This window comes from Olleya sp. AS48, from assembly GCF_038900355.1.
Classification (GTDB): domain Bacteria; phylum Bacteroidota; class Bacteroidia; order Flavobacteriales; family Flavobacteriaceae; genus Olleya.
Map to the genome: position 1 here is coordinate 230,875 of NZ_JBBMRD010000001.1, position 14,149 is coordinate 245,023.

Annotated in this window: 8 protein-coding genes; all 8 read left to right on the forward strand. The window is 32.2% G+C overall.

Annotated features, from left to right (window positions below; all coding sequences use genetic code 11):
* Positions 1–15: 15 nt before the first annotated feature.
* Positions 16–1,353: a tRNA lysidine(34) synthetase TilS gene (tilS, locus tag WNY60_RS01095; protein ID WP_342861222.1), complete on the forward strand. Its 1,338-nt coding sequence runs from the start codon at positions 16–18 to the stop codon at positions 1,351–1,353.
* Positions 1,353–3,758 carry a cytochrome c biogenesis protein CcdA gene (locus WNY60_RS01100; RefSeq protein WP_342861223.1) on the forward strand — a complete coding sequence of 802 codons (2,406 nt, stop codon included), beginning with the start codon at positions 1,353–1,355 and terminating at the stop codon, positions 3,756–3,758. The genes tilS and WNY60_RS01100 overlap by 1 nt, the downstream gene beginning before the upstream one ends.
* 55 nt (positions 3,759–3,813) lie before the next feature.
* Entirely contained in the window at positions 3,814–5,439 is a 1,626-nt protein-coding gene (gene ade, locus WNY60_RS01105; RefSeq protein ID WP_342861225.1) for an adenine deaminase, read from the forward strand.
* A gap of 87 nt (positions 5,440–5,526) precedes the next feature.
* Positions 5,527–9,114 (forward strand): T9SS type A sorting domain-containing protein, encoded by a 3,588-nt coding sequence (locus tag WNY60_RS01110; RefSeq protein WP_342861226.1) that lies wholly within the window; start codon positions 5,527–5,529, stop codon positions 9,112–9,114.
* A 151-nt stretch (positions 9,115–9,265) separates the two neighbouring features.
* On the forward strand, positions 9,266–10,189 hold the full coding sequence (locus WNY60_RS01115) for an alpha/beta fold hydrolase (RefSeq protein ID WP_342861227.1): 924 nt from the start codon (positions 9,266–9,268) through the stop codon (positions 10,187–10,189).
* 65 nt (positions 10,190–10,254) lie between these two features.
* Positions 10,255–12,132 carry a CocE/NonD family hydrolase gene (locus WNY60_RS01120; RefSeq protein WP_342861228.1) on the forward strand — a complete coding sequence of 626 codons (1,878 nt, stop codon included), beginning with the start codon at positions 10,255–10,257 and terminating at the stop codon, positions 12,130–12,132.
* 47 nt (positions 12,133–12,179) lie between these two features.
* Positions 12,180–13,715: a YifB family Mg chelatase-like AAA ATPase gene (locus WNY60_RS01125; RefSeq protein WP_145001877.1), complete on the forward strand. Its 1,536-nt coding sequence runs from the start codon at positions 12,180–12,182 to the stop codon at positions 13,713–13,715.
* 70 nt (positions 13,716–13,785) lie between these two features.
* Positions 13,786–14,145 carry a hypothetical protein gene (locus WNY60_RS01130; RefSeq protein WP_145001876.1) on the forward strand — a complete coding sequence of 120 codons (360 nt, stop codon included), beginning with the start codon at positions 13,786–13,788 and terminating at the stop codon, positions 14,143–14,145.
* Positions 14,146–14,149 lie beyond the last annotated feature (4 nt).

Genomic DNA, 14,149 nt, shown 5'->3' on the forward strand with positions numbered 1-14,149 from the left:
TATGCCTTTTTACTTATGCCTTATAACTTAATAGAACACTTCCAAAATCACATTAACAACACGCTTCCTTTTCTTAAAAACAGCAAACTACTGCTTGCTATTTCAGGAGGTTTGGATAGTGTTATTTTAACGCATTTGTGTAAAAAATCTGGTTTAGATATTACATTGGCACATTGTAATTTTAATTTAAGAGGTATTGAAAGTGATGGTGACGAGAAATTTGTAACAGATTTAGCTGATAGCTTGGAATTAGAGGTGTTTACTGAAAGTTTTGATACTAAGGCTTACGCCGAAAGTAATAAGGAATCTATCCAGATGGCAGCAAGAACTTTGCGTTATGATTGGTTTCAGGATTTAGCTAAAAATCTAGATTTTGACTATATTTTAACTGCGCATCATGCAGATGATAATTTAGAAACTTTTTTAATTAACCTGACTCGAGGAACAGGTTTAGAAGGTTTAAAAGGTATTCCGGAAATAAATGAAAACATAGTTAGACCATTGTTGCCATTTTCTAGAGAAACTATCGAAGATTTTGCGTTGTCAAACCAAATACTTTGGAGAGAAGATAGTAGCAATGCATCTACAAAATACTTGCGTAATAAGTTACGACATGATGTTATTCCCGTTTTAAAAGAACTAAATAATAATGTTTTAACCAATTTTAAAAACACATTAAATAATCTTAATGATACAGCTGATATTGTTGAAGAAAGTGTGCAAGCGGTTTTAAAACGAGCAATTATCGATATTGATGGTACTCAGGTTAGTTATAAAATATCAGAGTTTATTAAAGTCAACAATCCTAAAGCTTATTTATATGAAGTTTTTAAAGATTTTGGATTTACGCAATGGACAGATATTGTTAATTTGTTGACAGCACAAAGTGGGAAGCAAGTGTTTTCTGCAACGCATCAATTACTTAAAAATAGAGAGACTTTAATTTTAAGTGAATTAAAAAATGAGGATAGTCTGCATCAAAATGAAGCGTCTGTTATAATCAACAATTTTGAAAACGAAGTAAATGTTTTGTCAGGTGCTTTAACTTTTGAAACAGTAGCAAATATTGAAAAATCTGACAGCGCTACGATATATATTGATAAAGAAACGTTAAAATTGCCTTTAACTGTAAGACATTGGCAAGAAGGAGACTATTTTTACCCTTTAGGCATGCAAGGTAAAAAGAAGTTAAGCAAATATTTTAAAGACCAAAAGTTATCGTTATTAGAAAAAGAGAAGGTCTTATTATTGTGCAGCCAAGATAAAATTGTTTGGGTTATTAATCATCGTGCAGACGATAGATTTAAGGTAACCAATCAAACTAAATCAATACTAAAAATTAAATTATCATAATGAAGCATATAACCGCTTTTATACTATTTTTTATCACTATTTTAAGTGTTAATGCACAGGTTTTAAAACCAGTAAAATGGAGTAACGAAGTTCAGAAAATATCAGATCAAGAGTATGTTTTAGTGTATACAGCAAGCATTAAGGAGCATTGGCATTTATATTCTCAACATTTAGATGAAGGTGGTGCGTTACCAACCGAGTTTGTTTACGATTCTGTAAATAAAACCAATAATTATGAATTGATTGGAAAAGCGTTTGAAAGCGAATCTATAACGCAATTTGATAAGGTGTTCCAAATGGATTTAACCTTTTTTGATGGCGAAGCAACTTTTGCTCAAAAAATCAAATTATTAAATCCAGAGCAAAAAACAATTAAAAGTGAGGTTGCTTATCAAGCATGCGATGACTCAAAATGCATTTATGAGTTTGAAGAAGTTGTTTTTAATATTGCGCAAGCCAAGCCAATATCAGAAACAGTTAACGCTTTAATATCCACTGAAAACATTTTTAATCCAACATCTAAAATATTTGATCCTGTAAGTTGGAAAACGGGAGTCAAAAAACTAAATGACACGCAATATGAATTAACATATACTGCTGTTTTAGATTCAAAATGGCATATTTATTCGCAGGATAATAAAGAGCCAATGGGTCCAATACCTACTGAGATTACATTTAAAAATGATAATAAAGATTTTAAACTAATAGGCGATTTAAAAGAATCTGAAACGGTTGAAAAGTTTGAAAACGCTTTTCAAATGAATGTAAAATACTTTGAAAAACAAGCAGTTTTTACTCAAGTAATTGAAGTGTTAAATCCAACGTTAAACACTATTCAAGCCGAATCGTATTATCAAGCTTGCGATGACGAGAAATGTTTGGCTCCAGCTTTTATAGATTTAGATATTAATTTAAATGGTTTAGCCACAGAGGACACCAAAGCAACTAATAATATTGATGAAGAAGGTAATGACAATAAAGGATTATGGAGTATCTTTTTTATAGCGTTCTTATCAGGATTTGCAGCGTTGTTAACACCTTGCGTGTTTCCTATGATACCAATGACAGTTAGTTTTTTTACAAAGCAAAGTAAAAGCAAGGCGTCAGGTATTAAAAATGCAATAATCTACGGGTTATGTATTATAGCTATCTATTTACTTTTAGGTACAGCGGTTACAGCTATTTTTGGTGCAGATGCATTAAATGCATTAGCGACTAATGTTTGGTTTAACCTTATCTTTTTTGGATTATTAGTTGTATTTGCGTTTTCGTTTTTAGGTGCATTTGAGATTATGCTGCCAAATTCTTGGGCAAATAAAGTAGACTCGCAAGCTAACAGAGGAGGTTTTATTGGTATCTTTTTTATGGCATTAGCTTTAGCAATCGTTTCTTTTTCATGCACAGGACCAATTGTTGGAACATTATTGGTGGAAGCAGCCTCTAAAGGTGGTATTGCACCAATTATAGGTATGCTTGGCTTTTCTTCCGCTATAGCGTTACCATTTGCACTATTTGCAGCGTTTCCTGGATGGTTAAACTCGTTACCTAAATCAGGTGGTTGGTTAAATACTGTTAAAGTCGTATTAGGATTTTTAGAGTTAGCATTAGCATTCAAATTTTTATCACAAGCAGACTTAGTATTGCAATTACATTTGCTAGAGCGTGAAGTATTTATAGCTATTTGGATTGCTATTTTTGGGACTTTAGCCTTGTACCTTTTCGGAAAAATACAATTACCACATGATTCGCCTTTACCACATATTTCAGTTGGTAGATTAAGTCTTGGATTGATTGTTTTAACGTTTACTATTTATATGATTCCTGGACTTTGGGGAGCACCTTTAAACCTAATTAGTGCTTTTCCACCACCATTAGATTACAGCGAGTCGCCTTACGGAGTAGGTAACTCAAAAGGAGGAAGCAGTGCTAATAACTCTCACGATGATTTACCAGAAGGTGCACATTTATTAGCGCCACATGACATATTAGCATTTAATGATTATGATTTAGGTTTAGCTTATGCTAAAAAAGTGAATAAGCCAGTTATGTTAGATTTTACAGGTTGGGCTTGTGTTAACTGTAGAAAAATGGAACAAAACGTTTGGCCAAAAGGGAATATTTTAAATATCTTAAAAAATGACGTGGTTTTAATCTCATTATACGTAGATGATAAAAGAGAATTAGAAGCAGATGAAATTGTAGACTCTAAATTAAGACCAGGTAAAAAACTTAAGTATATTGGTCAAAAGTGGAGCGAATTTCAAACCATTAAATACAAATCTAATACACAACCATATTATGTTTTGATGGGTCACAACGAAGAGAATTTAAATACTCCAGTTGCTTATACTCCAGATTCCGACACCTATTACAATTGGTTACAAGAAGGAATTAATAATTTTTAATTGAATAAAACTATCCTGCAATTGCAGGATTTTTTTTACTGTTATATAGTACAACATGAAAACAATACAAGGACAAATAGTAGACATACAAAACAAACGTATTTTTAGTGGAGAAATCACTGTGGATTCAGGTAAAATACAGTCTATCACAGAAAAAGAGCACGATGTAAAACATTATATTTTACCAGGTTTTGTAGACGCGCATATACATATTGAAAGCTCGATGTTAGTACCATCAGAGTTTGCAAAAATAGCAGTTAAACACGGTACGGTATCTACAGTTAGTGATCCGCATGAAATTGCGAATGTATTAGGTGCAGCAGGAGTGGAGTTTATGATTAAAAACGGTAAGAAAACACCGTTTAAATTTAATTTTGGTGCACCAAGTTGTGTGCCAGCAACTACTTTTGAGTCGGCAGGAGCAGTTATAGATTCTGACGACATTAAAACCCTTATGGCTAATCCAGATATTAAGTATCTAGCCGAGATGATGAATTATCCAGGTGTGTTGTTTGATGATGAAGAAGTACTAAAAAAAATAGCTTGGGCAAAACACTATAATAAACCCGTAGATGGTCACGCACCAGGTTTAAGAGGTGATGACGTTACTAAATATATCAATGCAGGAATTAGCACAGATCACGAATGTTTTACCTATGACGAGGCATTAGAAAAGCTTCAAAAGGGAATGAAAATCTTGATTAGAGAAGGTAGTGCTGCCAAAAACTTTGAAGCATTAATAGATTTATTACCTGAGCATTATCAAAACATGATGTTTTGTAGTGACGATAAGCATCCTGACGATTTATTATTAAACCATATAAACGCCCTTTGCGCTAGAGCAGTAGCAAAAGATATTGATGTGTTTAAAGTGTTGCAAGCAGCTTGTGTCAACCCTGTAAAACATTATAATTTAGAAGTTGGATTATTACAAAAAGGTGATGATGCCGATTTTATTATTGTTGAAGATTTAAAAGATTTTAAAACACTACAAACGTATATAAATGGTGAGTTAGTGTTTGACAATGGAACGTCTTTAATTAAGCATGTAGATTTTGAAAATCTTAATAATTTTGATACAGAAATTAAAACGGTTGAAGACTTTAAAGTCGAAAGTACAGCCAAACAAATACGAGTAATCGAAGCTTTAGAAGGACAATTAGTAACTAATCAATTAATCGAAGAAGCAACAACCCAAAACGGAAATTTAGTATCAAACACAGTTACTGATGTCTTAAAAATGACAGTAGTTAACCGTTATAAAAACGACGAGCCAGCGTTAGCGTTTATTAAAAACTTTGGTTTAAAAGAAGGTGCAATTGCTAGTTCTGTTGGACACGATTCTCATAATATAATTGCGGTTGGTGTTAGCGACGAAGCTATTTGTAAAGCAGTTAATTTAATAATTGAAAATAAAGGAGGTATTTGTGCAGTTTCTGATACAGATCAAAAAATAGTATCGCTTCCTGTTGCGGGAATTATGAGTGATAAAAATGCTGAAACTATTGGTCACGCTTACGCGGAATTGGATACGTTTGCTAAACAATTGGGTACAACATTAAATGCACCTTACATGACCTTGTCTTTTATGGCATTATTAGTTATCCCTTCAATAAAATTAAGTGATAAAGGCTTGTTTGATGGCGGAAAGTTTGAGTTTGTAGAGTTGGGAATTAATTAGATTGCTAATATAATTTCCAAAAAAGAGTACTTATATTTTACAATTATTTTATTGTAACTTTATAATTTACACTTAACTTAACTTCTTATGACAAAAAAACTACTATTATTTATCGTAACTCTTTTTAGTCTACAAATTGTTAGTGGACAAATATCATTTCATGAAAGTGTTATAGATTCTACAAAATATGAAATTAGTAAAGCATATGCTGTTGACTTTGATGGAGATGGAGATCAAGACTTAGTTTATGAGTCTAGTCCTTTTAGTTGGTCTAAAAATACAGATAGCGCAGGAACAATGGGTGTTATAAATGTAATAGATGCTAGTATTAGTGTAAATACATTAAAGATTGGAGATTTAGATAATGATGGAGATTTAGATTTAGTTATTTTAGGATACAATTCTATTACAAATATCTCTGTATTGGCTTGGTATGAAAACACAGACGGACTTGGGAATTTTGGAAATATTCAAACAATTAGTACTAATAGTTATAATGATTTAGATATAAATGATTTTGATGGAGATTCTAAATTGGATATTATTATTTCTTCAAAGTTCGATGGAAAAATTGCATGGTACAAAAATCTTGGATCTGGAGCATTTGGAACGGAGCAGTTAATAACCAATGCTTCCACATCATCTTCAACTCTAATTTTAAGTATAACTACAGGAGATATTGATAACGATAATGATATAGATATTGTTTATGCGCCTTATGGAAGCCCTGATCAATCAATTTATTGGATAGAAAATACAGATGGTAATGGCGCTTTTACTACTACAAACTTATTGTTAGATGTCTTTGGAGGTATGTATGATATTAACTTGGTCGATTTTAATCAAGATGGCGTTTTAGATTTATATGGAAGTAGCTCATTTGATAATATTTATTTAAAAAATGATGGTATTGGTATATTTACTTGGGAATTCACATTTAATTCTTCTTATGAAAATAGTAGTTTAGGTAAAGCAATAGATATAGATGGAGATTCTGATATGGATATGCTATATTTTGTAGATAATTTTGATACATTTTCTAACAACAATAATGAAGGTGCAATTATTTGGTTTGAAAATACTGATGGACTAGGTACATTTAGCACAGAACAAATAATAAGGCAGGTAAATTTTACAAGTGAAGATGTTATTAATAATGCCATAGCTTATTTAAAATTTAATACAGCAGATTTAAATGGAGATGGTTACCAAGATCTAGTATGTTCTGGATTAGATGGCTATGAAGTAAGCTGGTTTCAAAATGAAAATAATAGTGTAATTTTTGGAAACTCTAAATCTATAATAAATGATATAACAGGAATAAATAACATGCAATCTGCGGACATAGATTCCGATGGAGATGAAGATGTTGTTTTTGTTTCTGGTTTAAATGATACATTGGGTTGGTTTGAAAATTTGGATGGAAATGGAGTATTTGGACCGCAACAAATAATTTCTGTACAAGGAAATAAATTTAGTACTCTAAAGATAGCAGATGTTGATAGTAATGGAAGTTTAGACATTATTGTTAATTCTAGCTTAGATGATAAAATTTGGATTTATAAAAACACAGACGGTTTAGGTAATTTTACTTTGCATCAATCTATTGTAAACAGTTCCGGAAGTTCTAGAAACATGAATGTTTTTGATGTAGATAATGACAGTCATATAGATATTGTTATGCTAGAAAATTTTGGAGACAAATTGGTCTGGTTTAAAAATATTGATGGTTTAGGTAATTTTGGAACAGAACAAATTATTACAGAAGCTATTGATGATTTAGACGATTATAAGTTTTCAGATTTAGATAACGATGGTGATTTAGATATTGTAATAAACACACCATTTTCGTGGTTAGAAAATTTAGGAAGTAGTGGTAATTTTAGTGCTCTTCAAAATATACAAACTTCAGAAAATATAAGAAGATTAAAAACTTATGATGTTGATTCAGATGGTGATAACGATATTTTAGTATACTTTAATTACGAATTAGGTTGGTTCGAAAATACAAACGGTCAAGCAAATTTTGCAAATTACCATTCTATTGATAATACTTTTTCTACTTATGAATTATTAATTGATATTGATAATGATGGCGATTTAGATGTAGTTAACCAAAATTATTCAAGTGCTACAGAGAATAAAGAGGTTAATTTATATAGAAACGATCAAGGCAATTTTAGTGGACCAATTAATATAGATGAGAGTAATAGATTTAGTGCTTTATTTGCAGGTAATTTAGATGGTAATGATAAAAATGATATAATCTATTCTGTTTCAGAATCTAGTAATAAAATTGGTAAAATTGGTTGGTATAGAAATTTAGGAGTTTTAGAGAATCAAATATCTGGATCTGTAACTTACGACTTTAATAATGATGGATGTGATATAAGTGATATTCCAGCGAATAATACTTTAGTAGCTGTTGGTGGTAATGGTTTTTCATTTGCAACTTTTTCTCAGCCGGATGGTACTTTTCAATTAGATGTAAGCCAAGGACAATTGTACACTTACCTCGCACCCAATACAAATTTTACTTCAACTCCAGATTTTTTTATTTCCGAATTTACTAATGTTGGCGAAGTTGATAATTCTGTTGATTTTTGTTTAACAGCTGCAACAGCTAGTAACGACTTAAACATCGTAGTCTATCCATCAGTTAATGATCCAAGACCAGGTTTCGACACCACATATCAAATAGTTTATAATAACGTTGGTACAACACAATTAAGTGGAGATGTTGCTTTCCAGTTTGATGATGCAAAACTGAACTTCTTAAACGCAAGCGAAACAGTAACCTCTCAAACTATAAACACATTAACGTTTAATTTTACAGACTTAAATCCTTTCGAAACAAGAACAATAGATTTAGAGTTTAATGTATTTGCACCACCAACTACAAATATTGACGATGTTTTAGTATCAACTGCAACAGTAAATCCTGTTACAGGAGATAACACAGCAGATGATAATGTTTTTACATTAAACCAAACTGTTATCGGTTCGTACGACCCAAACGATATTCGAGTTTTAGAAGGAGATCAAATTTTACTTGAAGACGCAGATAAATACTTACATTATATTATTCGTTTCCAAAACACTGGTACAGCGAGTGCCATTAATTTAAATGTAGAAAATGTGTTAGATAGCAAGTTAGATTGGACAACAATACAGTTGGAAAGTTTAAGCCACAACGGAAGAGTAGAAATTACAAATGGAAATTTGGTTAATTTTGTATTCGATGATATTAATCTTGTAAATAGTACAAGTGATGAAGTTAATTCTCATGGTTTTATAGCTTATAAAATAAAGCCAAAAACTAATGTTGTTGTTGGTGATATTTTTAATAGCACAGCAGATATTTATTTCGATTTTAATCCTGCAATTGTAACTAATACAGTGACTACAGAAATTGTTGCTAGTTTATCTGTAGGTGCGTTTGAGACCACTGATATTTCAATATTTCCAAATCCAGCAAATAAGGAGCTAACCATAAAAGGAAAAACAATTATAGAATCTATTACTATTTACGATATAAACGGAAGACAATTAAAAACTGTCATTTTTACAAGTGAAAAAGGGAATCTAGATATTAGTAATTTATCTCAAGGTATGTATTTCTTGAAGATTAAATCTGGAAATAATACAGAGTCAATAAAGTTTATAAAAAAGTAATTTTTACTACATAATTTTAAATAAAAACCTTTCAGTTTTAAATCTGAAAGGTTTTTTGTTACTTATCTTTGATCAAATGTTTCAATATAAAAAGCCTTTTAAAACAACGAACTAATTGCCAATCCTAAAAACCACATATAAACCCAAATTTATGTTCAGAAATGGACATGTTTCTACTATTTATTCAGGTGTAATGCGTAAAGTAGAAGGCGTGACTCAGAAACGAGAACGTATTATTTTACCAGATACCGATTTTATAGATTTAGATTGGAGTTATGCAGGAAATAAAACAAAACAATTACTTGTGGTTTTGCATGGCTTAGAAGGTAATGCACAACGCCATTATATGCTAGGGTCGGCTAAAATCGCTAACCAAAATAATATGGATGCGGTTTGTGTTAATTTTAGAGGATGTAGTGGAGAGGTAAACAAAACGTTTCAATCGTATCATTCTGGTAAAACAGACGACTTAGCTTCAGTTATAAAACATATTACATCCCAATTTGATTATGATACCATTTACCTAAATGGATTTAGCTTAGGAGGTAATGTTATTTTAAAGTATTTAGGTGAAACATTAGATTTGCCAAAACAAATTAAAGCAGCAGTAACAGTATCTGTTCCTGTATATTTAAGAGGGTCTTTAGAGCAGTTAATGTCCTCTAAAAACTATGTGTATTCTAAGAAGTTTCTAAGAAATTTAAGAACTAAATTAGTAGAGAAACAACACTTATTTCCTCAAAAAATAAACAATCAAGATTTGAGTGCTGTCAGAACATTAAAAGATTTTGATGATGTGTATACCTCAAAAGCACACGGATTTAAAGATGCTTATGATTATTATGAGCAATCAAGTAGTCTTCAGTATTTAAAACACATTTCAATTCCTACGTTATTAATAAACGCACAAAACGATTCTTTTTTATCAAAGGAATGTTACCCAATTCAAGAAGCAGAAGAAAACACTAATTTTTATTTAGAAATGCCTAAATATGGTGGGCATGTTGGTTTTTATGATCAACAAAACGTCTATTATTCTGAAAAACGAATGCTTCAGTTTATTACTAATTTATAGTATAGTAATGTAATTTCAATTTAGTAATAAAATACCTATCTTTAGTTTTTTTAAATTAAAAATTAATGAAACGTATTCTTATTTTACTAGCTTTAACGCTAGTATTTTCGTCTTGTAAAGACCAACTAAAATTAGACACCGCAACTTCTCAGGTTGTAAAAGACACATTTATTGTTGCTGAGCATTACAATAAAAAAGAAGTGTCAATTGCTATGCGTGATGGTGTAAAATTACATACAACAATTTACTCGCCAAAAGACACCTCAAAACAATATCCTATTTTAATGCAACGTACACCTTACAGTTGCAGACCTTATGGCGAAAACGAGTTTAAATCTACAATCGCTCCTAATCAATATTTAATGAAAGAAGGTAATATTGTGGTGTATCAAGATGTACGTGGACGTTGGAATAGTGAAGGCGTTTATGATAACATGAGAGCCTTTATCCCTAACAAAACAGGTAAACAGTTTGACGAGGCTAGTGATACGTATGACACCATTGATTGGTTAGTTAATAATGTAGAAAATAATAACGGAAATGTGGGGACTTGGGGAATATCTTACCCTGGTTTTTACACAACTTATTCTGCATTATCAGGACATCCTGCTTTAAAGGCAGCGTCGCCTCAAGCTTGTATTAGTGATTTCTTTTTTGATGATTTTTTCCATAATGGCGCTTTTTTATTAAGCTATTGGAGAGCAACTTCGCTTTTTGGACACATGAAAGACCAACCAACAAAGGAAGCGTGGTATAAGTTTCCGGAGATTGGTACAGAGGATCAATACCAGTTTTTTTTAGATGCAGGACCACTTAGTAATTTAAATAAATATTACGGAGAAGATAATGTGTTTTGGAATCAAATTAAGAGCCATCCCAATTATGATGAGTTTTGGCAGGGTAGAGGTATTATTCAGCATTTAAACGATATCAAACCAGCCACTTTAATTGTTGGAGGTTTGTTTGATGCAGAGGATTTATACGGACCGTTTAACACGTATAAAACTATCGAGAAAAACAGCAAAAACTATAATGGTGTTGTTTTTGGACCATGGAGTCATGGTGATTGGGCTAGAAATAAAGAACGTCAAGTGATTGGGAATATTCATTTTGGAGATAATATTTCGGATGACTTCCAGAAAAATATCGAAACTAAATTCTTTAATCATTTCTTAAAAGATAATGGCGAAGGGACTTTAGACTTACCTGAAGCGCACTTTTTTAATACAGGAACAAAACAATGGGTAGATTTTACAGCTTGGCCACCAGAAAACAGTGTTAAGGAAAGCTATTTTATGCAACCAGATCAACGTTTAACGCAAAAAGCAAATCGTATGATTGCTACTAGCGATTTTATTAGTGATCCCAAAAAGCCAGTGCCATATACAGAAGATATAAAAGTGGTATTTACACCACGTAAATTTATGACCGACGATCAACGTTTTGCATCAAGACGTCAAGATGTTTTAACTTTTGAAACTGAAGTTTTAGAAAATGATGTGACTTTAGCAGGAGATATTTTAGCTAAACTACAGGTGTCTACAACAGGTACATCTGCAGATTGGATTGTTAAAGTTATTGATGTTTTTCCTGCTGACACAGAAAATACTGAAGACGTACAAGACCACTTAAAATTAAGTAATTACCACATGCTAATTAGAAGCGAAACGATGCGTGGACGTTTTAGAAATAGTATGACTAATCCAGAACCATTTGTTCCAAATCAAAAAACTGCGGTAAATATTACGTTACAAGATGTGCTACACACCTTTAAAAAAGGACACAAAATACAAGTACAAGTACAAAGTACATTTTTTCCTTACATAGATATCAATCCACAAACGTACGTTGATAATATATTTGAAGCTAAAGCATCTGATTTTAAAGCGCAAACACACAAAGTTTACAACGATTCGGCAATAGAGTTTACGGTATTAAAGTAGAGTATTGAAACTTTTTTCCTACTTTTAGTATCTAAACTAACCATTTTATGCTAAGAAAAGTTTTTGGAAGTGCTGTCTTTGGTGTCGAAGCCACAACAGTAACCGTTGAAGTTAACGTAGATAGTGGTATTGGCTATCATCTTGTTGGACTTCCGGATAATGCTATTAAAGAAAGTAATTTTAGGATTGCTGCTGCACTTCAAAATAATGGGTATAAAATTCCAGGTAAAAAAATAATTATAAATATGTCACCAGCAGACCTTCGAAAAGAAGGTTCTGCTTATGACTTGACTTTGGCTATGGGTATTTTGGCTGCGTCTAAACAAATAGCAGCAGATAATTTAGAGGATTTTTTAATCATGGGCGAGTTGTCCTTGGATGGTACTTTACAACCTATAAAAGGGGCTTTGCCAATTGCAATAAAGGCTAGAGAGGAAGGTTATAAAGGTTTTATACTACCTATACAAAACGTTAAAGAAGCTGCTATTGTTGATGGTCTTGAGGTTTATGGAGTAGAAAATATAAAACAAGTCATTAATTATTTTGATAAAGGAGAAGCTTTAGAACAAACCATAATTGATACAAGAAAAGAATTTGAAAAAAACTTAGACTTTCCTGAGTTTGATTTTAGTGATGTAAAAGGTCAAGAAAGTATAAAACGCTGCATGGAAATTGCAGCAGCTGGTGGACATAATATTATTTTGATAGGTCCTCCAGGAGCAGGTAAGACTATGTTAGCAAAGCGTTTGCCTAGTATTTTACCACCAATGACTTTACATGAAGCTTTAGAGACTACCAAAATACACAGTGTAGTTGGTCGTGTTAAGGACACTGGCTTAATGGCTCAAAGACCCTTTAGAAGTCCTCACCACACCATTAGTGATGTTGCACTTGTTGGAGGTGGTGCATATCCACAACCAGGAGAAATATCACTATCACATAATGGTGTTTTATTTTTAGATGAATTACCAGAATTTAAACGTGGTGTTTTAGAAGTGATGCGACAACCGTTAGAGGACAGAGAAGTTACCATTTCTAGAGCAAGATTTACTGTAACGTATCCATCATCTTTTATGTTGGTTGCTAGTATGAATCCTAGTCCAAGTGGATATTTTAACGATCCTGATGCTCCTGTAACTAGTAGTCCAGCCGAAATGCAACGTTATTTAAGTAAAATTTCCGGACCGCTTTTAGACCGAATTGATATTCATATTGAAGTAACTCCTGTACCTTTTGAAAAATTGTCTGAAGAACGTAAAGGCGAATCTTCTGTAGACATAAGAAAACGGGTTACTAAAGCACGAAAAATCCAAACCACTCGTTTTGAAACTTTTGAAAATGTACATTATAACGCACAAATGTCTACCAAGCAAATTAGGGTGTATTGTAAGTTGGAAGAGGCTTCAAAGCAATTACTTAAAACAGCAATGGAACGCTTAAATCTTTCCGCAAGAGCGTACGACAGAATATTAAAAGTATCTAGAACCATAGCAGATTTAGAAGGTAGTGAAGATGTTAAAGGTAATCACATTAGTGAGGCAATCCAATACAGAAGTTTAGATAGAGATGGTTGGTTGGGATAAATGTTTAAAGTTTAATAGATTTTCTGTACTTTCGTAAACAGCTATTAATAACTATAAACCATATTTTAAAATGTCAGAACCAACTGGAAAAATTTCGGCTACTGAAGCCGAAACACTAAGTAACGCGTGGACTAAACTACGTCAAGATGCTAACAATACTGCTGCAGGTCAGGAAGATAATAGGTCTTCGTGGTATTCTCTTGAAGATATGCAAGCATTTCTTGAAATGATTAAAGAACAAAATCCTAATGTAAATGGTGTAAGATGCTATTTAGGTGTGCAGTCCGATAAGGAAACATCTAAAGGATTAACCACTATATTTATGGTGCCAACAGAAGATGTTGATGGTAAAAACATGGATATAAAAGATGCTGATGGTATTGATAGAGGACAAGGAGGAATGCCTCCAGGAGCTGGTTATCCAAATTAATTAT

Bases quoted from the DNA above. Each gene is read 5' to 3' on its own strand.
- tilS (WP_342861222.1), top strand. From the start codon at position 16: ATGCCTTATAACTTAATAGAACACTTCCAAAATCACATTAACAACACG.
- WNY60_RS01100 (WP_342861223.1), top strand. From the start codon at position 1,353: ATGAAGCATATAACCGCTTTTATACTATTTTTTATCACTATTTTAAGT.
- ade (WP_342861225.1), top strand. From the start codon at position 3,814: ATGAAAACAATACAAGGACAAATAGTAGACATACAAAACAAACGTATT.
- WNY60_RS01110 (WP_342861226.1), top strand. From the start codon at position 5,527: ATGACAAAAAAACTACTATTATTTATCGTAACTCTTTTTAGTCTACAA.
- WNY60_RS01115 (WP_342861227.1), top strand. From the start codon at position 9,266: ATGTTCAGAAATGGACATGTTTCTACTATTTATTCAGGTGTAATGCGT.
- WNY60_RS01120 (WP_342861228.1), top strand. From the start codon at position 10,255: ATGAAACGTATTCTTATTTTACTAGCTTTAACGCTAGTATTTTCGTCT.
- WNY60_RS01125 (WP_145001877.1), top strand. From the start codon at position 12,180: ATGCTAAGAAAAGTTTTTGGAAGTGCTGTCTTTGGTGTCGAAGCCACA.
- WNY60_RS01130 (WP_145001876.1), top strand. From the start codon at position 13,786: ATGTCAGAACCAACTGGAAAAATTTCGGCTACTGAAGCCGAAACACTA.